The sequence below is a fragment of the Arthrobacter sp. TmtSoilC77 genome, assembly GCF_059739415.1.
On sequence record NZ_AP046050.1, the window covers coordinates 3,566,811 to 3,588,820 of the forward strand.

A 22,010-nucleotide genomic window follows, 5' to 3' on the forward strand; every position below is an offset into this window, starting at 1 on the left:
CCACTAAACACCCTGTACGTCCCAGTCCATGATGGTGGAGCGGATCAGGAACCGCTTCCCCTCCGGGGACTCTACAGAGAAGCCGCTTCCCCGGCCCGGAACCACGTCGACAGTCAGATGGGTGTGGGACCAGTAGGCGAACTGTTCCCTGGACATCCAGAACTCGAGGGGCTTGGGATCCTGGCCCGCTCCGGTTCCCAAGCCGGCACTGATATCGAACCGGCCCAGGAGCACATCTGAATCACCGGTGAGGAACTCCCCCGCCGGGTAGCACATGGGAGCGGAGCCGTCGCAGCAGCCACCGGATTGATGGAACATGAGCGGTCCATGGTGCTCCCAGAGCTTCCGCAACAGTTCGACAGAGGCCGCGGTGAGCGCCACCCGGGAGAAATCCTCCCCGGGCAGCGTCACCGCGGCTTCCAACACGGGGTGGTCCATCAGAACTTCAGAACCACTCGGCCATCGATCTTGGCGTGCTTCATCTCGTCAAAGACCGCGTTGACTTCCGAGAGTTCCCGGGTGGAGACCGTTGGCTTGATCTTGCCCTGGGCATAGAACTCCAGCGCTTCCTCAAGATCCTGGCGGGTACCCACAATCGATCCCCGGACGGTGAGTCCCTTGAGGACGATCTCGAAGATCGGCGCCGGGAAGTCGCCCGGCGGCAAACCATTGAACACGATGGTTCCGCCACGACGTGCCATGCCGATCGCTTGCCCGAAAGCAGAAGGGTGGACCGCCGTCACGAGGACACCGTGGCAGCCACCGGTCTCGCGCTGGATGACCTCCGCCGGATCCTCGTGGAGTGCATTGACCGTTAGCTCGGCGCCGTGTTCACGAGCAAGCGCCAACTTGTCGTCGGCAATATCCACTGCCGCGACCCGGAGCCCCATCGCCACCGCATACTGGACCGCAATGTGGCCCAGGCCCCCGATGCCGGAGATGGTGACCCATTGACCGGGCCTGGCCTCCGTCATCTTCAAGCCCTTATAGACCGTGACCCCGGCACAAAGAACGGGAGCGACTTCCACCGGGTCCGAGCCTTCCGGGATGCGGGCAGCAAAGCGCGTGTCCACCAGCATGTACTCGCCGAACGAGCCGTCCACGCTATAACCACCGTTCTGCTGGGACTCACACAAGGTTTCCCAGCCGGTGCGGCAGTACTGGCAGTCCCCACAGGCGGACCACAGCCAGGCGTTCCCCACGAGGTCGCCAACGGCAACGTCCGTGACACCCTCACCCAGAGCGACGACTTCACCCACGCCTTCATGCCCGGGAATGAACGGTGGGGTCGGCTTGACCGGCCAGTCGCCTTCGGCGGCGTGGAGGTCGGTGTGGCAAACTCCCGAGGTAATGAGGCGGACCAGCGCCTGGCCGGGACCCGGCGTCGGCCTTTCCACTTCCTTGACCGTAAGGTCGGTTCCGAATTCAGTGACTACTGCAGCTTGCATGGTTGCGGACATTGACGATCTCCTTTGATCGATGAACAGGACGGGTTTAGAAGAAGCCGAGTTTGTTCTCGTTGTAGCTGACCAGGAGGTTCTTGGTCTGCTGGTAGTGGTCCAGCATCATGGCGTGGTTTTCACGGCCGATGCCTGAGGACTTGTAGCCACCGAAGGCGGCACCGGCCGGGTAGGCGTGGTAGTTGTTGACCCACACGCGGCCGGCCTGGATTTCCCGGCCCGCGCGGTAGGCGACATTTCCGTTGCGCGACCACACGCCGGCACCAAGGCCGTACAGGGTGTCATTGGCGATGCCGATTGCGTCGTTGTAGTCGCTGAACCTGGTCACGGAGACCACAGGCCCGAAGATCTCCTCCTGGAAGATCCTCATCCGGTTGTGGCCTTCGAAAATCGTGGGCTGGACGTAGTAGCCGCCGGCAAGGTCGCCGGACAGCTCGGCCCGCGCGCCGCCCGTGAGGACTTTGGCACCTTCCTGCTTTCCAATGTCGATGTAGGAGAGGATCTTCTCCAGCTGGTCGTTGGAAGCCTGGGCACCAATCTGGGTTTCCGTGTCCAGCGGGTTGCCCTGGATGATCTTGTTGGTGCGGGCTACGGCGTCAGCCATGAACGAGTCGTATATCCCCTCCTGGACCAAGGCACGTGACGGGCAGGTGCAAACCTCGCCCTGGTTGAAGGCGAAGAGCGTAAAGCCCTCCTGTGCTTTGTCGTAGAACGCGTCATTCTGGGCTGCGACGTCGTCGAAGAAGATGTTGGGGCTCTTGCCGCCAAGTTCCAGGGTGACGGGGATGAGGTTGTTGGACGCGTACTGGCTGATAAGCCGGCCGGTGGTGGTCTCGCCCGTGAAGGCGATCTTGCGGATACGGGGGCTGGAAGCCAGCGGCTTTCCGGCTTCGACGCCGAAACCATTGACGACGTTCACTACGCCGGCGGGCAGCAGGTCAGCGATCAATTCCATCAGTACCAGGATCGACGTTGGCGTCTGCTCCGCTGGCTTAAGAACGACGGCGTTCCCGGCGGCGAGCGCAGGTGCCAGCTTCCACACGGCCATGAGGATGGGGAAGTTCCAGGGGATGATCTGGCCCACCACGCCCAGTGGTTCTTTGAAGTGGTAGGCAGTGGTGTCGTCATCCAGTTGCGAAAGGTGGCCCTCCTGGGCACGGACAGCCGAAGCAAAGTAGCGGAAGTGATCGGCAGCCAAGGGAATGTCCGCGTTGAGGGTCTCGCGGACGGGCTTGCCGTTGTCCCATGTCTCAGCAACGGCGAGCAGCTCCACGTTCTCGTCTATGCGGTCTGCGATCTTGTTCAGAATCGCGGCGCGTTCTGTCGCTGACGTCTTGCCCCAGGATGGCGCGACCTTGTGCGCGGCGTCGAGTGCCAGTTCGATGTCCTCGGATGTGCCACGGGCAACTTCGCAGAAAGCCTTGCCTGTGACGGGCGTGATGTTTTCGAAGTAGCCGCCCTTGACGGGGGCAACCCATTCCCCGCCGATCCAGTTCTCGTACCGGTCCTTGAAGGTAACCTTCGAACCCTCGGCACCCGGCTGTGCATAAACGGTCATTGCTAGCTCCTTTGCTGCGAATCACGGTGGCTGTCGCCATTGATTCGAGCCTAGGAGCGGGCAGGTTGCAGCTACGTTGCAACCATGTGAGTCAGCTCACGCTTTCAGTTCCGTGTCGATCCGTTCAAGGTCGGCCACGACGGCGGCCCGCTTGGGTGAGCGCGGCGGCAGCAGCTTCAGGACGGCAAGGCGGAGTTCGACGTCGTACTTCGCCTCGGGCAGCTCAGCGTACTTCAGGAGCGAATCAACGCTGCCGTCGCTGAGGAGCGCTTCCCGCAGCAGATGCGAAACCCGCTCACGCAACTCCACGACGCCGGGCGCCTCCGAGCGCGGCAGGACTGCGCCTTTGTAGATCTCCAAGGCAATACGGTGGGCTCCGCGCTGCAGGCAACTGAGCACCTGGCCTGAATCGGGAAGCAACTCAACGGGCAAGCGGTAGGGTCGCGATTCGGGCACCGCGCCGGGGCTGAGCTCATGGAGAACTTTGCGCAGCCGCACCATTTCCGCCCGTAAAGTCACTCCCGAGCCATCTCCGGGGTAAAGCTGCGCGCAGAGGTCGTCCGCACTGAGGCCGGCCGGTTCGCTGCAGAGGATAGCCAGGATTTCGCTGTGGCGGGCGGACAAGGAAACTGTCCGGCCATCAATGCTGAGAAGGGCCTGGTCACGGCCCAACAACTGCAGGCTGTTCCGGTAAAGAGTGTGGCTGGAAGCAGAAGCTGAGCTCCGGCGTCGCGGTTTTTCCCGTACGGCAGCAGCCAACTGGAGACGCTCGATGCGCAACTGCGCCTGTGCAGCCGCAACGGTTGCTTCCACCAGGGATACCGTGTGCGGGGCCACTGCAGTCTCGGTTCCAGTGATGTCCACGACGCCCAGCACGGCACCGGAATCCGGGTCATGGAAGGGAACAGCAGTACAACTCCATGGGTGAACTGATCTCTTGAAATGCTCGGCCCCGGAGATCTGGATGCTGCGATCCAGGGCGAGCGCAGTCCCGGGAGCACTTGTGCCCACTGAGGCTTCAGACCAATCGGCGCCCGCAACGAACATCATCCCCTCGGCCCTGCGCTGCATGACTGGATCGCCATCCACCCACAGGAGCCGCCCGACGTCGTCCCCCACCGCCACGAGCAACCCACTGTCATGGCTGGGCTGGACCAGCAACTTCCTGATCACCGGCATGATCGCTGCCAGCGGGTGTTGGCGGCGGTAGTCCTCCAGTTCGTCGCGGTCCATCGCAAGTGGCGCTTCAGGGATATCAGGATTGGCCAGCAGAGTGGCCGAACGCTGCCACGACTCACGCACCAAACGCCGGAGGCCCGAGATTTCCTCGGGAGTTCCGGCCCGCAGCATATCCAATTGTTCATGGCCAGCCAGGGCGCGCTTCTGCAGCAGCCTTCCGGCTTCGGTGCCTGGAACAGGCGGATGGATTGGATTCCTCATCGAACTCCCCGGTAATTCGCAGCGACAGTGCGCTGCGTGCATGTGCTTGGCGGCACAGTACCCGAAAGTCTAGTTCCAGGAATGGAGTTTGTGTACAGCTGGCGCCTTCCGCGAAGTCGATTCAGGACGTTCGGTGTACACAAACCCAAGGGCTAGCCACGCGAGATCTGGATCATTTCCTCACGCGGGACTACCTTGATGCGTTCCCGGATAACACCGTTGCCGTTGCCGGATTCGGACTCCGAGTTGGACTTGGACCAGGCGGCACCGAGGGCGGCTTCGTGGGCATCCAAGCGGTTCCACCCCTCCCAGGTGGTGTATTCGATGCCGCGTTCTTCAAGGAGATCGATGATGGCCTGGGGGTCCGCGTTCTCTGCTGGAGGCAACGTGAGCCGGTCCTCGAGGAGGCAGCCGATGGTTTCCAGTGCATCGCCCTTGGTATGACCGATCAGGCCTACAGGTCCACGCTTGATCCAGCCGGTGGCGTAGATTCCCGGCACGGGCTTGCCGTCGGCATCCAGGACGCGACCGCCGTCGTTCGGTATGACACCGCGGCGGGCATCATACGGAAGCTCCTGAAGCGGCGAGCCGTGGTAGCCGATCGCGCGGTAGACGGACTGCACCGGGTACTCCAGGAATTCACCGGTGCCCTTGACGTTGCCGGTTCCATCCAGTTGCATCCGCTCGAACTTGATGCCGGAAACCTTGCCGGGAGTTTCCGGCGAGTCCAGGATTTCCACGGGGCTGTGCAGGAAGTGCAAGTGCAGACGGCGCGAGGATGGCTGCTCGGATTCCGCGTGTTCTTCCACCAGCCAGTTGGTCATGGTGTTGACCATGGTCTTGATCTGGTTGTTGGTACGGATCGCCTCATCGGAGGCTTCGTCAAACTCGAAGTCCTCCGGGTACAGGACAATGTCGACGTCGTTGCAGTGGGACAGCTCCCGCAATTCCAGCGGGGTGAATTTAACCTGCGCAGGACCGCGGCGCCCAAACACGTGGACGTCGGTAACGGGCGACTTCTTCAAGCCCTCGTAGACGTTTTCGGGGATCTCGGTGACCAGCAGCTCATCGGGGTGCTTGACCAGCATGCGAGCCACATCAAGGGCAACGTTGCCGTTGCCGATGACGGCAATCTCCTTGGCGTCCAGCGGCCAATCCCGGGGAACGTCCGGGTGCCCGTCATACCAGGAAACAAAATCGGCTCCGCCGAAGGACCCTTCAAACCCGATGCCCGGGATGTTGAGGTCCGCGTCTTTGATGGCCCCCGTGGAGAAGATCACGGCGTCATAGAAAGCACGGAAATCGTGAAGCGTCAGATCCCTGCCGTAGGTGACGTTGCCCAGGAAGCGGATGTCGCCCCTGTCCAGCACCTTGTGCAGGGCGTTGACGATGCCCTTGATACGGGGGTGGTCCGGCGCCACGCCGTAGCGGATCAGCCCATAAGGCGCAGGGTACGCCTCAAAGAGATCGATGCTGACCTCCACGTCCCCGTCCTTGACCTCGTTGGACTTGGTCAGGATGTCGGCGGCATACACGCCGGCGGGACCGGCGCCCACGATGGCGACGCGAAGCGGACGTTTGGGGGTGGTTGCGGCTGAGTTGGACACCGTAAGCCCTTCCGAAGCAGTAAGCCACGCCGTTGTTGGGGCGCGCAGATTCCAATTCTAGATGTCCGCCCCGCACCCGGCCTCCTATATGGCAGGAGTCACAAGAAAACAGGCGATTGATGCCAACATTGCGGAATATTGCGTTCCCATTTGGTGTTGGCGACATTGTGTCGACACCCGAGCAGATCACCGCAAACTCGTCCATTTCCAGCCAGCCCGCGACTGTGAGTGCGTCCAGTGAACTTAGCGGCGACACCTCTGGCGGCAGGACCCGCGGAGGAAAGCCGGTCTGGAGCGAGTCGACGGCGGGAATCCTCTTTGGCATTGGTGCTTACAGTCTGTGGGGACTGCTTCCGCTGTACTTCCTGGCGCTTCAACCGGCGGGGGCAATCGAAATCGTTGCCAACCGCGTGGTTTGGTCGCTGCTCTTCTGCGCGTTGCTGATCACGGTCACTCGGGCGTGGAGGGTCTTCGGCGCCGCCGTGAAGGACCGCTCCGTCTTTGGCCCACTGGCATTGGCAGCTGGATTGATAGCCATCAACTGGCTTACCTATACCTTCGGTGTGACCACAGGGCACGCTGTGGAAACATCCCTTGGATACTTCATCAACCCGTTGGTGTCGGTCCTGCTCGGTGTATTCGTGCTCAAGGAGAAGTTGCGGCCACTCCAATGGGCAGCAGTGGGCATCGGCTTTATTGCGGTGGGCGTCCTGACCTTTTCCTACGGGCAGCTTCCCTGGATTGCTTTGATCCTGGCCTTCAGCTTCGGTCTCTATGGGTTCGTTAAGAAGCGGGTCGGTCCCAGGGTCGATGCGCTCACCAGCCTCTCCGTTGAAACAGTGGTCCTGGCTCCCCTGGCAGCCGCCACCATGGTTGTCCTGGGCGTAAGCGGCGTGGCAACACTCACCGCCCATGGGCCCGGGCATTTCTGGTTGCTTCTGGCATCGGGCGTCATCACGGCTGTGCCGCTGCTCTTCTTCGGCGCCTCAGCCCGTCGCCTGCCCATGACCACCATCGGTCTGCTCCAATATTTCGCACCGATTCTTCAGTTCATCGTGGCGCTGGCCGTCTTCAACGAGACCATGACCACGGCCCGCTGGATCGGATTCTGCGTGGTGTGGCTCGCCCTGCTGGTGCTCACGGTGGACATGCTGCGCACGGCCAGGAAGAACTCGTCGATGAAGAAAAAGGCCCGGATCGCGGCCGCTGCGGGAGCCTAGCCCCCGGCGTCGAGCGCTTCCTGCAGCGAGGTCGCCGGAACCGTGCGTGAGAGCCCGGAAACCTCGGGCGGTCTGGACGCGTTCCCGCGTTCTCGGCGTGTGAGCACTTTTGTTCATTTCTGTTGAGGGGTCCACCAAGCGGACATAAGGTTGCGGAAACTTTCGCCGCCACGTCCACCCCCAACTTGCCAATATCCAGAGGCACACCCAAGTACCTGGCATTCACGGGTCTTCCCAGATCGGGAACAACCACAGATGACAGTCACATGGATATGCCCGGCTTTGCTGGCAACAGTTTTGAACGGAGCCGTTTTGACCCTCAATGGACCCACACTGAGCCGTAGGACCCTCTTCCGCGCTGCTGGTGCCGCCGCACTGGCCGGAGCCCTGCTTTCCAGCTCTGCCCCGGCCTTTGCGGAACCGGCACCCGGGCTACAGGAACTCATAGGACGCCGCCGCATGGTCCTCACAGGCGGACAAAGTGCTGCGGGCATCCCGGAGCTTGCTGCCCAGCTGCAGGGAATGGGGAAAACCGCGGAAAATTGGTGGACTTCCCTGGATAAGACAGCCACCCGGACGTCCTTGTGGAATGACGTTCCCCTGACAGGCATTGGACAGTCGACGGCGGCCACAGGCAACATGGGCCTGCACTTCAACCGCCTCTATGACATGGCCTTGGGTTATGCGGTTCCAGGAAATCCTTATGCCGGCAACCCCCAATTGGCCTCGGATATAGTGGCTGGCCTGAAACTCCTGAATGACACCGCCTACAAATCCGGAATGCGGGCAGCGGGCAACTGGTGGTTCTGGGAGATAGGTGTGCCACGCAAAACGGTGGACATCCTCACATTGATGTACGCAGAGGTCCCCGAAGACCTGCGGACGTCATTGCTGGCAGCCGTCCGCTGGTTCGCGCCGAACCCTAATTGGCGTGGACGCGCCACATCCCTTGCAGAGACCGGGGCAAACCGCGTGGACAAGTCCCTGGCCTGCTGCATGCGGGGCATCCTGGACAACAATGTGGACGATATTGCCCTTGGCAGGGACGCCTTGAGTGACACCGTCCGCGGCGGGACCAACAGCGTTTTCACGTACGTAACCAGCGGCGATGGCTTCTACACAGACGGTTCGTTCGTGCAGCACGGTTATCTGCCCTATGCCGGCACCTACGGTGTGGTGGCTCTGGCTGGCATCGCCGAGATCATAGCGATGCTCGGTGGAAGCACGTGGGCAGTCAACGACCCCAAGCGCACAGTGCTCCTGGATGCAGTGGAGGACACCTATGCACCCTTCGTGTGGGACGGCCGCATCATGGACACCATCCGCGGCCGTGCCGTGTCCCGTCAGCGCGAGCCCGACTACGTCAGTGGCTTTGCCCTGATCTCCGCCGTCTTGCTGCTCGCACCCGGCTGCGATGAGCCCTACCGTTCAAGGTTCCTCGCCTTGGCCAAAGGCTGGCTGGAACGCTGTGCCGACCAGAAACTCGTGGGGCATCCAACACAGAGCCTGGCGAAGTCCTTGTTGTCGCTTGGCGTCCTGTCCGATTCCGCAGTGGTTTCAGCACAGGCACCGGTGTATAGCCGGATGTTCGCTGACCAGGACAGGCTGGTCCACCACCGCCCGCAGTGGGGCTGCACTGTAAACCTCTCATCAAAGAGGATCGGCCGCTACGAATGGGGAAACAGCGAGAACAACCTCGGCTGGTACCAAGGCGATGGCATGACTTTCGTTTATACGCGGCAAGACCCTTCGCAGTTCAGCGCCGACTTCTGGCCCACCGTGGACCCGTATGGCCTTCCCGGAACCACCGTGAACGACCAGACCCGGGCCAGTGGAGCCGGCGGCGCGGGAACCGGCATCCCGCGCGCGTTCCAAGCCTTCGCCGGCGGGCTCACGGCAGATGGGCGCTGGGGTGTCATCGGCATGGACCACCTCAACCACAACAAGACAGTGTCCGGACGCAAATCATGGTTCTTCCTGGACGACGCCGTGGTCTGCCTGGGCGCCGGCATCACCGGCACTGGTGGGGCTGCGGTACGGACCACCATCGAGAACAGGTCCTTTGCTCCGGGTTCAGTGCCTTCCGTGCGGACGGATTCCCGGAACCGTTCCCTGGCTCCCGGGGACGCCGCCGTGACGGTTCAGAGGTCGGTCCACATCGACGGTCATGGCGGCTACGTCTTCCTTGAAGCGCCGGGCGTCTCCGGTTCTCCGGAGGTGGCGGTGATCCACCGGACAGGAAGCTGGTTTGACGTCAACTCCGGAGCAGACACGGGAGGATCCCCTGATCCTGTCACCCGGGACTACGTGACCATCACGCATCACCACGGGGTGGATCCTGTGGGAGCTGGCTACGCATATATGGTGTTGCCTGCCGCAAGCCATGAAGTCACGTTCTCAGAGTCCGCAAACCCCGGCGTGAAAGTGCTGGCCAACTCGGCGGACGTCCACATGGTGAAGGTCGCCAAGGACAAGTTGGTGATGGCCAACTTCTTCGCAGCTGGCGGCGTTGGGGATTACTCGGTCTCAGGGCCTTGCACCCTTGCTCTGCGCGAAACCGGCGACAGGCTGGCCGTGTCCGTGGCAGATCCATCACGGACGCAGTCCTCTGTGCGGATCACGCTCGCTGGCTCCGCGTGGGGCACCCTTGTGGATTCGGATGCTGGCGTGGCCCTTGTCAGCGCCTCTCCCCTGGTCATCGACGTCCAACTCGACGGACACGGCCACCAGAAAAACCTGACGCTGGGCACTTAGGCGGGCTCCGCCGTCGTGCGCTTCCTGCAACGAGGACGCCGAGGACGCGGGAAAGGTGCCAGACCGCCCGGAAACCTCCGGCGAACTCAGCGCTTTCCCTCGAACCCGGCGTTAAACGCACGAGGAGGGCCGGGAAAACCCGGCCCTCCTGCGTTACAGCTAGAAAGTCTTACGCGTTGGCCTTGATGGCTGCGGCGAGGACCTCGAGGCCGTCGATGAGCAGCTCATCGCTGATCACGAGCGGGGGGAGCAGGCGGATCACGTTGCCGTAGGTGCCACAGGTCAGGATGATGACGCCTTCCTGGAGGCAAGCAGCGGCTACAGCCTTGGTGAGCTCGGCGTTCGGTTCCTTGGAGCCGGGCTGGACGAGTTCGATCGCCAGCATGGCGCCACGGCCGCGGATGTCGCCAACCACGGAAACTTCTTCGGCCAGTTCGCGGAGCTTGCCCAGGGCGAGCTCTTCGATATGGCGGGCGCGGCCGTTGAGGTCGTGCTGTTCCATGGTGTCGATGGCTGCAAGTGCTGCTGCGCAAGCAACCGGGTTGCCACCGTAGGTGCCGCCGAGGCCGCCCGGGTGTACGGCGTCGAGCAGGTCGGCGCGGCCGGTGATCGCGGACAGCGGGAGGCCGCCGGCGATGCCCTTGGCCATGGTGATGATGTCCGGGACAACACCTTCGTGGTCAACGGCGAACCATTCGCCGGTGCGGCAGAAGCCGGACTGGACCTCGTCGGCGATGAAGACGATGCCCTTTTCCTTGGCCCATGCGGACAGAGCCGGGAGGAAGCCTTCGGCCGGAACGATGAAGCCACCCTCGCCCTGGATGGGCTCGATGATGATAGCGGCAACCTGGTCGCCACCGATCTGCTTCTCGATCATGGTGATGGCGCGCTTGGCGGCCTCGGCACCGGTGATCTCCGGGTTCTCTTCACGGAACGGGTAGCTCATGGGCATGCGGTAGACCTCGGGCGCGAACGGGCCGAAGTTGGTCTTGTACGGCATGGCCTTGGCGGTAAGTGCCATGGTCAGGTTGGTGCGGCCGTGGTAGGCGTGGTCGAAGGCAACCACTGCGTCGCGGCCGGTAGCCAGGCGTGCAACCTTGACGGCGTTCTCCACGGCTTCAGCGCCGGAGTTGAACAGCACCGTGCGCTTGGCGTGGTCGCCCGGGGTGAGGCGGTTGAGCTGCTCGGCCACAGCTACGTAACCCTCGTACGGGGTCACCATGAAGCAGGTGTGCGTGAAGTGCGCAGCAGCTTCCTGGACAGCGGCGACGACGGCGGGATCGGACGCGCCGACGCTGGTCACGGCGATGCCGGAGCCGAGGTCGATGAAGGAGTTGCCGTCGACGTCGCGGATGATGCCGCCGTCGGCGTCTTCAACGTAAACGGGGACGCCGGAAGCGACGCCGGCAGCAACGACGGCGGAGCGACGCTCGGCCAGTGCCTGCGACTTGGGGCCGGGGAAGGCGCCGTTGATGTTGCGCTTCTGCTCGATGCGGTACGAGAGTTCGTTCGCGGTAGTGGTCATGGGGTGATTGCCTTTCTGGGAAGCCAGGGGTGGAGGGTTACGCGACTGCGTTATGCAACCGGGTTATGCATCCAGTGCACTCATTACGTGCTTGATGCGGGTGTAGTCCTCGACCCCGTACATGGAGAGGTCCTTGCCGTAGCCGGACTGCTTGAAGCCGCCGTGGGGCATCTCTGCCGTCAGGAGGATGTGGGTGTTGATCCAGACAGCACCGAAGTCCAGGTCGCGGCTCATGCGCATGGCCGTTCCGTGGTCGGTGGTCCAGACGCTGGACGCCAGGGCGTATTCGACGTCGTTGGCCAACTCGAGGGCTTCGGCTTCCGTGCTGAACTTCTGGACGGTGATGACCGGACCGAAGGTTTCCTTCTGCACGATGTCATCGGTCTGCTTGGCACCGGAGATGATGGTGGGCTCGAAGAAGAAGCCCTTCTCGCCTGCGCGGTGGCCACCGATCTCGATCTTGCAGTTTGCCGGGAGGTGCTCCACCACCGAGGTGACGGCGTTGAAGTGGTTCACGTTGTTCAGCGGGCCGAAGTAGTTCTCTTCGTCGTTCTGCGAACCAGTGTGCAGGGTCTTGGTGTGCTCCACCATTGCTGCCACAACGTCATCGTGGACGGAGTCTTCCACCAGCACGCGGGTGATGGCAGTGCAGTCCTGGCCCGCGTTGAAGAAGGCGAATTCGGCGATGGCCGCTGCGCTCTTCTTGATGTCGGCGTCCTTGAAGACAATGGCCGGAGCCTTGCCGCCGAGTTCCAGGTGGGCACGCTTGAGGCCCTTGGCTGCACCGCTGGCGACCGCGATGCCGGCGCGGACGGAACCAGTGATGGACACGAGGCCGGGGACCTTGTGGTCAACCATCATGGCGCCGGTTTCGCCGGTGCCGAGCACAACGTTGAGCACGCCGGCGGGGAAGATCTCTCCGGCGAGGCGAGCCAGGACCAAGGTGGATTCCGGAGTGGTGTCCGAGGGCTTGAGGACAACGGTGTTGCCGGCTGCAAGGGCGGGACCGATCTTCCAGATAGCCATCAGGAACGGGTAGTTCCACGGGGCAACCTGGGCTACGACGCCGATCGGTTCGCGGCGAACGTAGGAGGTGTGGCCCTCAAAGTACTCCCCTGCGGACTTGCCTTCCATGATGCGTGCTGCACCGGCGAAGAAGCGGAGCTGGTCTGCGCCGGCGGCAACTTCCTCGGAAGCGATCAGGGACCGGACCTGGCCGGTGTTGCGGTGCTGGGCGTCAACGAGTTCCTCGCTGTTGGCCTCCACGGCGTCGGCGAGCTTGAGCAGCATGAGCTGGCGCTGGCCCGGCGTAACGTGCTTCCACGTCTTGAAGGCTTCGCTGGCCGCGGTCATGGCGGCGTCAACATCGGCCTGCACCGAAATCGGCGACTTGGCAACGATCTCCCCGTTGGTAGGGTTCACGATGTCCAGGAGACCCGTACCTGCCGGCGTAACGAATTCGCCGTTGATGAAGTTCTGCAAGGTTTGAACCACGGTGTGCAACCCTCTTTCGGTGTCTGGGGCATGGGTTTTAGCTGATCAGAGCCTATGCCAGCGAAGGGGTCCAAGGAATAGTCAGCTGCACACACCGGCACACCCTCCTTAGTGCGCTTGACCAGCGCCGGGTTACGCTTGTAACCATGGCAATGTCCCTCTCTTCGCTCGTCGCTGTCCCATCCTTGAAGCTCCGTAAAACAGGCAGCGCCGAAACAACCTGGAACCAGGACATCAGTTGGGTTGCCGTGACGGAGCTGGAGGATCCACAACGCTTCCTCAGCGGCGGGGAATTGGTCCTCACTACGGGCCTCCGCCTGAAGAGCGCCGCCGACCAACGCCGATTCGTCCGGCAGGTCCAGCGCGCAGGTGCAGTGGGCATCGGCTTCGGCATCGGCCTCACCCACGAAGCCGTTCCGGAGGCGCTCATCGCCGAAGCGAACCGTTGGGGTTTGCCCCTGGTTGAAGTGCCCTACGAGATTCCCTTCATCGCGATCGGAAAGCTCGTGGCCGAATCACATTCAGCTGACCACTACTCAAACCTGGAACGGCTTCTGGCCGGACACCAGATCCTGGCCCGGTCGCTCCTCACCGGCGGCGGCCTGGGCGAGCTCCTGAAGCAGTTGGGCAGCATGCTGCGCACTGATGTTGTGCTCACCCAGTTCAGCGCGCAGCTCTACAACAGCGTTCCCGGAAAACCGGCCCCGACGGCGGATGGCTGGGCTTCGTACCCGATTCCCACAGGCCGCAGGGATGCCTGCACATTGTGGTTGCGCCAGCCGTTCGTGGACTCGGGGATTGTGAGCTACGCGCAGAACCTCATCAGTGTCGAGCTGAACAACATGGTCAAGCAGCGCCAGGCCCAGCGCGCCATGGCAGGGCAGGTTCTGGACGACGTTATCCACGGCACCTTGGAAACCATTGAGGCCGCCCGCCGTTTGGCAGGCGTTGGAATCAACAGCACCCGGAAGAACGTGGTGCTCGTGGCGGAGTCCACGGCACATCACAAGCAACTGGTGAGCATCTCGCTGCCCCAGGCGCTGGAAGCGGGCGTTAGCGCCGTCGTCGGGAAGGATCTTGTCACTGTCGTCACCGACGACGGCAGTTCCGCAACAGCCTTGGCCAAGAGCCTGAGCGACCACCTGCAGGAGGCCGGGATCCATGCTGTGATCGGAATCGGCGGCGCCTATACGAAGCCGAATGGCCTACGCTGGAGCTACTTTGAAGCACGCGACGCCGTGGCGCACGGCTTGCCCGTCAACGAGCCCGAACGGCTGAGCCTGACGTCCCTCCTGCTTGCAAGCGAGGATGTTCCGTTGGCCGACATGGCCAGTGAGTCGCTCACTCCGCTGAGGAAGTTCGACGCCGCCCACGGTGCCGAACTCGTAGCCACGCTGGAAAGCTACTTGAACCACAACGGGTCCGTCGCCGCGGTCGCCGAAGCCCTGACGCTGCACCGCAACACCGTGCGATATCGGCTGGCCCAGATCACCGAACTGACCGGCTATGACCCGTCACAGACGCAGGATCGCGTGCAGCTTTGGCTTGCGTTGGCCGTCCAGCGGCTGGGCTCACGGAACCCGCGGTAAGCGCCCATAGCCGGACCGCCGGAGAGATTCGCCACAAAAGTGTAGACATTAAACGTCAAACGTCTAACCTTTAGATATGGCTGCGACGACCCCTCTTACCCCCACCACAGGAAACATCCCTACGATTGCCCCCGCCAACGTGGCAACAGCCCACACGGTCAAGGCAGTCCCCAAGACGCGCGTCGTCGCCGTCGTCGGCATCATTGCCGTGGTGCTCATCGGGCTGAACCTCCGCGCCGGAATCACCAGCGCCGCGGCGCTCTTCCACGAGCTGCAGCAAGTGTTGGGCTACGGCGCTTTGGTGGCCTCAATCCTGCCCTCGATTCCGCTTCTGTGCTTCGCGGTTGCAGGGCTGGGAACCTCGTGGCTGACCCGCCGCGTGGGTGTTGAGAAGGCTATCGCCATCGCCCTGGCCTTGCTGGCAGGGGGCTTGCTGGTTCGCGGCGTGCCGGCCACCGGCGCCCTGCTCGGCGGTACGGTTCTGGCGATGTCCGGCCTTGCCGTCTGCAACGTGGCCATGCCGTCGTTCATCCGCGAGCACTACGCTGACCGTACCTCGATGATGACCGGCCTTTACACCTTCACGATGTCCGGCGGCGCCACGTTCGCAGCCGCCGTGAGCGTTCCCTTGGCGCAACAGCTGGGTTCGCCGTCGATGGGGCTTGCCGCCTGGGGAATCCTGGGGGTCGCGGCGCTGCTCGGCTTCCTGCCGGTGGTCCTGCACTCGCACCGCAATTCCACCAAGACGGACCGTCCGCGCGTATCCATGTGGCCCCTGCTCCGCACCCGTCTGGGCATCCTCATCACGGCCATCTTCACCTTCCAGGCCTTCCTCGCGTACGCCGTGATGAGCTGGTTCGCCTACATCCTCACTTCCCAGGGCCTCAGCGCCTCCGAAAGCGGTCTGCAGTTCGGCGTCATGCAGCTGGTCTCCGTGGCCGCCGGCATGATCCTGCTTGCCTTCGGTTCCAGGCCCGGAATGCTGCGGCCTGCCCTCTACCTCGCAAGCAGCTCCACGCTGGTTGCCATTGCCGCCATGATCTGGTTGCCCACCTCCCTGGCGGTGGTCTCCGCAGTGCTCTTCGGCTTCGGGTTGGGCATCTTCCCGCTGGTCCTGGTGATCATCAGCCGCAGCGGACGGTCGACGGCGGAAACCACCGCGCTCTCCACGATCGCCCAATCGCTGGGATACTTGATTGCGGCAATTGGCCCCTTTGGCATGGGGCTGCTCCACAGCGCTACGGGCGGCTGGGCGCTGCCCTTGAGCTTGCTGTCCATCGTGGCGGTGGCGCTCATGGTTACCTGCCACATGCTCACGAGCAAGCGCACTGCCACCAAGACCGGACCGAGGACAGCATGACCCTTACCCCTTCGCATCGCCCGGCCCTTGCCGAGGAGATCACCGCCAAGCTGCGGGACATGATCAAATCGGGCGAATGGCCGCTCCAGGAACGCATCCCGGCTGAGCCTGAACTCATGGCAAGCCTGGGCGTTTCGCGGGGAACCCTCCGCGAGGCCATCAAGGCATTGGCGCACTCGGGCATGCTCGAAGTCCGCCGCGGTGACGGCACGTACGTGCGTGCCAACAGTGAAATGTCCGGCGCGGCCCAGCGCATGTACCTGGAGCACACGCAGGAACACATCGTGGAGGTGCGGCTCGGCCTGGACACCCAGGCGGCCCGCCTCGCCACCAAGCATGCAACGGTGGAAGACATCGCCGAGATGCGCCGCCTGCTTGCCCTGCGTCATGATGCCTGGCAGTCAGAGGACTACCCCACGTGGGCCCGCGCAGATTGGGAATTCCATGAACGTGTTGCCCTGGCATCCGGTAATCCGCTGTTGCATCAGCTCTATGTCTCCTTTGGCGGGGTCTTCCACAACGACCTCCTCCGGCAGCAACGCAAGGAAGGCTTCAACGGCATCCCCCGCGAAGGCCACGACGAACTGGTGGATGCCTTGGAAGCCCACGATCCCGACGCCGCAGTCCAGAGCGTCTACCGGAACCTGGATTTCTGCGCAGACAAGACCCCTCATTAGCCCATTGCCGGCCCGCTTGTCCGTTGTTGCCCAACGACGAAATAGCGGGCTCGCAACGTCTATGGCACAGTCTCGATTCCCACCCCGGCAGCGTCCCTGAACCGCGCGTTGATCAGGACCACGTCCCGTCCCGCCCGGTCCAGGAGGCTCGCTGCGACACTCGCCCGGTATCCCGTGGCACAGTGCACCCAGATCCTGGCGTCCGGCACCTCAGTGGTCCTGCTGATCAACTCGTAAACCGGAATGTTCAGCGCACCCTTGACATGCGACGCCGCGAATTCATCAGGGCGGCGAACATCCAGGACCACGTCCTCCGGTGCCCTGTCCTTGGCGAGACCGGCCCAGTCCGAGTGCGGATACGACGCCCGTGGATGCCCGGGCGCCAGCGCACCAATGTTCAGAGGCGTGGCGCCAGGCCCGACGGCGGCATCCGGACCATCGATGCCAATTCTCGCCAAATCGCGGATCGCCTTCTCCACCTCATCCAACGGGCCCAGCAAGGTAAGGGGTTGATTCCACGGGATCACCCACCCGAGGTAGCTGGTGAAGTTGTCGCCGCGCCCGTATTCGAAGCTCACGCTGCCTTGGAGATGGCTGTCCGCGAAGGCCACTCTGTGCCGCAGATCCACCACCCACTCCCCTGACTCCAGGCGCCGGCCCAGCTCTGCGGCGTCCACGGAATCAGGCACGTGCAAGTTCGCTGCACCGGGGCCTGCGGCGTTGAGGGGGCTCATGTGCGCGTAGTAGGCCGGATAGGCTGTGATGTTCTCCAGCAATTCGGCCACAAAATGGTCCTCGTCCTGATCAGTCAGGGCATGGTTGGCGGCGGCTTGTTCGCCAATGGTTGAGGCCTTGACCTTGCTGGAGGGCCCCACGGAGCAGAAGGATCCGAAGCCGTGTGTTGGATACAAGGCGGCGTCCCGTGATGCCGAGGAAACAAGACGCCGGACCGAAGAGTACTGATCGTGGGCCAACTTTGCTGTGTCATCGGGCGAGACCAGGTCCGTTCTCCCGACTGAACCGTAGAGCAAGCTGCCGCCGGAAAACACAGCCTCAGTGCCGCCGTCGTGCGTGTCATCCCGCACCACGTACGAGAGGTGCGTGTGCGTGTGGCCAGGCGTCGCGAGCACGTTTACTAGTAAGCGCCCCACACTGATGACCTGTCCGTCGGTGACCGGGACGCGATCGAACGCAACGTGGTCGGCGGCGTTGACGAGGTACTGGGCGCCATGTTTTTCAGCCAAAACCAGGCCGCCGGTGACGTAGTCGTTGTGGAGATGGGTTTCGGCCACATGCGTGATCCGGACGCCAGCGGCACGCGCGGCTGCCTCAACGCGGTCGGTGTCCCGCTGCGGATCAATGACCAGAGCAACTTTGCCGTCATGCACCAGGTAACTCCGGTCCCCCAATGCCGTGGTTTCGATGACTACGACGTCCATACCTCAGGTTAAAGCAACGCGGGGTCACTTACAGCCCATCCGAAGACCCGGAATGGGCTGTAAGTGACCCCGCGTTGGTTTAGACCTGTGCGGAGACCCCGTCGCGGGAGATGTTGACCATGTCCTCGCGCGGCACAACCTTGATGCGCTCACGCGTGACCTCAACACCGTGGGAGCCGCCGGCCTCAGTGGCTGCTGCGCCGAGCGCGAGCTCGTGGGCGTCCAGAGCCAGCCAGCCTTCCCAGCTGGTGAACTGCACGCCGCGGGAGTCGAGCAAATCCACGACGGCGTCTGCCGCAGGAACCTCGGCGAACGGCAGGTTTTCGCGGTCCTCCAAAAGGTACGTCACCGTTTCAAGGGCATCACCCTTGGTGTGGCCGATGAGGCCCACGGGACCACGCTTGATCCAACCGGTCGCGTAGAGGCCCGGCACGTGCTGACCGTCGGCGTCGAGGACGCGGCCGCCGTCGTTGGTCACGACGCCCTTCTTGTGGTCGAACTCGACGTCCGGCAGGGCCGAACCGAAGTAGCCGATGGCGCGGTACACGGCCTGGACCGGGTAGTCGACGAACTCGCCGGTGCCGCGGGCGTTGCCCGTGCCGTCCAGCTCGGTGCGCTCGAACTTGATGCCGGCAACCTTGCCCGGGGCTTCCGGGGAGTCAACGATCTCGACCGGGCTGTGCAGGAAGTGCAGGTGCAGGCGACGGGAGGCCTTGAGCTCGGAGAGGTCCTCGGGCTGCTCGGCGATCCAGTTGGTGAGCGTGCCAACCATGGTCTTGGTCTGGTTGTTCGTCTGGACCTGGCGGTCGGACTCTTCGTCGAATTCGAAGTCCTCGGCGTAGAGGATGATGTCCACGTCCTTGGAGTGCGAAAGTTCGCGGAGTTCCAGCGGGGTGAACTTCACCTGCGCCGGGCCGCGGCGGCCGAAGACGTGGACGTCTGTGACCGGGGAATTCTTCAGGCCTGCATAGACGTTGTCCGGGATTTCGGTGACCAGCAGGTCATCGGCGTGCTTGGAGAGGACACGGGCCACGTCAAGGGCCACGTTTCCGTTGCCGAGGACAGCAATTTCCTTGGCGTCCAGCGGCCATTCGCGGGGAACGTCCGGGTGGCCGTCGTACCAGGAGACGAAGTCGGCGCCGCCGAAGGAACCCTCAAGCTCGATGCCCGGGATGTTCAGGTCCGCGTCCTTGATGGCGCCCGTGGCGAAGATAACGGCGTCGTAGTGCTTGCGCAGGTCCTCGATGGAGATGTCCGTGCCGTAGTCAACGTTGCCGAAGAAGCGGATGTCGCCGCGGTCCAGGACCTTGTGCAGGGCGTTGACGATGCCCTTGATGCGGGGGTGGTCCGGAGCGACGCCGTAGCGGATCAGGCCATAGGGTGCCGGGTAGCGGTCAAAGAGGTCGATGCTGACGTTGAGTTCGCCACTCTTGACGGCCTCGCTCTTGGTCAGGATGTCTGCTGCGTACACGCCGGCAGGGCCGGAGCCGATGACGGCGACGCGAAGCGGACGGTCCGCAGAACCTACGGGGGTGCTAATTGACACGGCTGTGTTCCTTCTTCTTCTCAGTTGGTGCGGACGCGGGGTCGGTTGGGAGTAATCGTGCTGTAATCAGCGGTCTTGAAATGCTGTGGGGCGAAGGGGCTGACACGGACAACATCGCCGATCACGATCACCGCGGGATTGGCCACGCCGACGGCCTCAGCCTGGTCCGCGATGGATCCCAACGTGCCGATAGTGACGCGCTGATCCGGCAAATACCCGTTCTCAACGATACCTACTGGAGTGTCCAAAGGCAGACCCGAGCCAGCCAGGGCAGCGGCGGACTCGCGCAATTGGGCCACTCCCATGAGCAAAACCACAGTGTGGTCCGGCCGTGCAGGGACTTCGGAAAGTTCTTCGTGGCCGGTCACGACGCTGAAACCCTTGGCCAGTCCGCGATGCGTGACGGGAATACCAGCAGCGGCAGGAACCGAAATCGCCGATGTCACGCCGGACACCACTTCAACCTCGACGCCGTTCTGCCGGCAGAACTCTGCTTCCTCGCCACCGCGGCCCAGGACGTAGGGGTCGCCACCTTTGAGGCGGACCACGCGGTTGCCCTTGAGGGCTTCGTCCACGAGGATGCGGTTGATCTCAAGCTGCGGCACCGGGTGATGGCCCGGCGTCTTGCCGACCTCGATCACGCGGACGTCCGGAGCCAGTTCCTTGAGCAGCTCACGTGGGCCAAGACGGTCTGCAACCACGACGTCGGCCTGGCCGAGCAAGCGGCGGCCGCGGACTGTGATGAGTCCCGAGTCGCCAGGGCCGCCGCCAACGAGTGCTACAGAACCAGCAGGCGCTTTGCCAGCGGCGTCCGGCTTGCGGTGACGACGCAGCGGCAGGTCGCCGGTTTCCAAGGCAGTGGCAACAGCGTCGCGGAGCGCCATGGCGCGGCGCGGGTCTCCCCCGGCATTGATGGCGATCTTGACGTCATCCACCACGGCCACGGCGGGCGTCCAGGCAGCTGATGATTCGTGGTCCGAGGCGTTGACGCACCAGATGCGCTGCGCTTCGGCGTCGGCTGCTACCTGGGTGTCCACAGGGGCAGTGCCCGTGGCGGTCTGAACGAACCATACGCCGTCGAGGTCCGATGTGCGGTACTCGCGCGGCTCCCAGATGAGGAGTCCGGCGTTGGCGAGGCCGCGGAGGTTTTCGGAGGCAACGGGAGCGACCACGGTAACTTTCGCACCGGCGTCGAGCAGTCCCTTGGCACGGCGCTCCGCGACGGGCCCGCCGCCCACAACCAGCACCGGGCGGCCGAGCAGCCGCAGTGCCGTGGGGTAAATGTCCTGTATTGCCATAAAAAAACTGTAGGGCGGGCCCGTAATATGCTTCAAAGGCTCGGAAACACCCGGTAACGCTGGGTAATCCAGCGTCACATACGCTTCATCCCTTGTTTCCTTGGGCAAACGTCCGGAAACCACTACCTCTAGAAAACAGACCAGCCCGTGCGCGTCGTGAATTCGTCCAAGGCTGCAACCCCTGCCACCGAGTTGCCGGACCGCCCCAGGCCCGGGCTCCACACACTGATGGCGCATTTATTGGGCACCACTGCCACGATTCCGCCCCCAACGCCGCTCTTCCCCGGAAGCCCAACACGATAAGCGAATTCGCCGGCGGCGTCGTAGGTCCCGCAGGTGAGCATGACCGCATTGATCCGCTTGGTCTGCGCTGGGGACAGCAATCGTGTGCCGTCTGCTCCAACACCGTTGGCGGCCAGGAACCGGGTTGCGAGCGCCAGGTCCTCGCAGGTCATCGCCAGGGCACACTGCTCCACATAGGACTCGAGGACGGCTTCCACAGGGTTCTCCAGGTTGCCGCAGCTGGCAAGGAAGTGGGCCAGTGAGGCATTGCGGTGGCTGTTGCGGAGTTCCGAGGCCGCTACGTAGTGGTCCGCGTCCACGGTGGAGTTGCCGGTTTCGCGGCGCATCAGGTCGCGGACAGCCAGGGCAGCGCTTCCCGTGACGCTGAGGAGCCGGTCACTGACGACGATCGCGCCAGCGTTGATGAAGGGGTTCCGGGGAATCCCTTCCTCGCTCTCCAACTGGATCAACGAGTTGAACGGGTTGCCCGAAGGTTCACGGAAGACGCGCTTCCAGATGCCATCGCCGTCGAAGGCCAACACCAGGGCGAGGGCGAACACCTTGGAAATGCTTTGGATGGAGAAGGGCACATGCGCGTCCCCTGAAGAGTAGACGTCACCGTCCCGGGTTGCGATGGAGATGCCGAACTGGTGGGGGTCTACTGCTCCCAGCTGCGGAATGTAGTCGGCAACATTGCCTTGCCCGACGTGCGGCTGCACTGCCCCGACGATGTCGTCGAGGAGATTCTGGATGTCCAAGGT

General features: G+C 63.2%; 16 protein-coding genes. 5 read left to right on the top strand and 11 right to left on the bottom strand.

The features are described 5' to 3' along the window. Positions 1-3 precede the first annotated feature (3 nt). From AC6I99_RS16470 to AC6I99_RS16490, 5 genes are all read right to left on the bottom strand, one after another. Positions 4-438 (bottom strand): DUF779 domain-containing protein, encoded by a 435-nt coding sequence (locus tag AC6I99_RS16470; RefSeq protein WP_497944643.1) that lies wholly within the window; start codon positions 436-438, stop codon positions 4-6. Continuing rightward, positions 438-1,460, bottom strand: coding sequence for an alcohol dehydrogenase AdhP (gene adhP, locus AC6I99_RS16475; RefSeq protein ID WP_224165065.1), 1,023 nt, complete (start codon positions 1,458-1,460; stop codon positions 438-440). The genes AC6I99_RS16470 and adhP overlap by 1 nt, the downstream gene beginning before the upstream one ends. Before the next feature lie 34 nt (positions 1,461-1,494). Next, on the bottom strand, positions 1,495-3,018 hold the full coding sequence (exaC, locus tag AC6I99_RS16480; protein WP_224088435.1) for an acetaldehyde dehydrogenase ExaC: 1,524 nt from the start codon (positions 3,016-3,018) through the stop codon (positions 1,495-1,497). Between the two features lie 96 nt (positions 3,019-3,114). After that, positions 3,115-4,458: a GAF domain-containing protein gene (locus AC6I99_RS16485; RefSeq protein ID WP_497961296.1), complete on the bottom strand. Its 1,344-nt coding sequence runs from the start codon at positions 4,456-4,458 to the stop codon at positions 3,115-3,117. Between the two features lie 152 nt (positions 4,459-4,610). Continuing rightward, positions 4,611-6,065, bottom strand: a complete 1,455-nt coding sequence (locus AC6I99_RS16490; RefSeq protein WP_497944640.1) for an FAD-dependent oxidoreductase — start codon at positions 6,063-6,065, stop codon at positions 4,611-4,613. 128 nt (positions 6,066-6,193) lie between these two features. Here AC6I99_RS16490 and rarD point away from each other — a divergent pair, with 128 nt between their 5' ends. Together rarD and AC6I99_RS16500 are read left to right on the top strand one after the other, a co-directional pair. Beyond that, positions 6,194-7,285, top strand: a complete 1,092-nt coding sequence (gene rarD / locus AC6I99_RS16495; RefSeq protein WP_497946988.1) for an EamA family transporter RarD — start codon at positions 6,194-6,196, stop codon at positions 7,283-7,285. A 312-nt stretch (positions 7,286-7,597) separates the two neighbouring features. After that, positions 7,598-10,039 carry a polysaccharide lyase 8 family protein gene (locus AC6I99_RS16500; RefSeq protein WP_497944639.1) on the top strand — a complete coding sequence of 814 codons (2,442 nt, stop codon included), beginning with the start codon at positions 7,598-7,600 and terminating at the stop codon, positions 10,037-10,039. Positions 10,040-10,208: 169 nt separating this feature from the next. Here AC6I99_RS16500 and gabT read toward each other — a convergent pair whose 3' ends face one another. Together gabT and AC6I99_RS16510 are read right to left on the bottom strand one after the other, a co-directional pair. After that, positions 10,209-11,564, bottom strand: a complete 1,356-nt coding sequence (gene gabT, locus AC6I99_RS16505; RefSeq protein ID WP_497944638.1) for a 4-aminobutyrate--2-oxoglutarate transaminase — start codon at positions 11,562-11,564, stop codon at positions 10,209-10,211. A 63-nt stretch (positions 11,565-11,627) separates the two neighbouring features. Next, positions 11,628-13,058, bottom strand: a complete 1,431-nt coding sequence (locus AC6I99_RS16510) for a gamma-aminobutyraldehyde dehydrogenase (protein ID WP_224088443.1) — start codon at positions 13,056-13,058, stop codon at positions 11,628-11,630. 146 nt (positions 13,059-13,204) lie between these two features. On the opposite strand from AC6I99_RS16510, the gene AC6I99_RS16515 reads away from it, so the two are divergent. From AC6I99_RS16515 to AC6I99_RS16525, 3 genes are all read left to right on the top strand, one after another. Next, positions 13,205-14,647: a PucR family transcriptional regulator gene (locus tag AC6I99_RS16515; RefSeq protein WP_224088444.1), complete on the top strand. Its 1,443-nt coding sequence runs from the start codon at positions 13,205-13,207 to the stop codon at positions 14,645-14,647. 76 nt (positions 14,648-14,723) lie between these two features. Then, a complete protein-coding gene (locus AC6I99_RS16520) occupies positions 14,724-16,007 on the top strand; it encodes an MFS transporter (RefSeq protein ID WP_497961297.1) in 1,284 nt (427 codons plus the stop codon). Then, positions 16,004-16,684 carry a FadR/GntR family transcriptional regulator gene (locus AC6I99_RS16525; RefSeq protein WP_224088446.1) on the top strand — a complete coding sequence of 227 codons (681 nt, stop codon included), beginning with the start codon at positions 16,004-16,006 and terminating at the stop codon, positions 16,682-16,684. Before AC6I99_RS16520 ends, AC6I99_RS16525 begins: the two co-directional genes overlap by 4 nt. A 59-nt stretch (positions 16,685-16,743) precedes the next feature. On the opposite strand, the gene AC6I99_RS16530 is transcribed toward AC6I99_RS16525, so the two are convergent. The 4 genes from AC6I99_RS16530 to AC6I99_RS16545 all read right to left on the bottom strand — a co-directional run bounded on the left by AC6I99_RS16530 (position 16,744) and on the right by AC6I99_RS16545 (position 22,007). Further along, positions 16,744-18,123, bottom strand: coding sequence for an MBL fold metallo-hydrolase (locus AC6I99_RS16530; protein WP_497961298.1), 1,380 nt, complete (start codon positions 18,121-18,123; stop codon positions 16,744-16,746). A 79-nt stretch (positions 18,124-18,202) separates the two neighbouring features. Continuing rightward, positions 18,203-19,669, bottom strand: a complete 1,467-nt coding sequence (locus tag AC6I99_RS16535) for an FAD-dependent oxidoreductase (protein WP_497944634.1) — start codon at positions 19,667-19,669, stop codon at positions 18,203-18,205. Positions 19,670-19,689: 20 nt separating this feature from the next. Then, positions 19,690-20,967, bottom strand: a complete 1,278-nt coding sequence (cobA, locus tag AC6I99_RS16540; RefSeq protein ID WP_497961299.1) for a uroporphyrinogen-III C-methyltransferase — start codon at positions 20,965-20,967, stop codon at positions 19,690-19,692. 128 nt (positions 20,968-21,095) lie between these two features. Beyond that, positions 21,096-22,007, bottom strand: coding sequence for a glutaminase (locus AC6I99_RS16545; protein WP_224165076.1), 912 nt, complete (start codon positions 22,005-22,007; stop codon positions 21,096-21,098). Positions 22,008-22,010 lie beyond the last annotated feature (3 nt).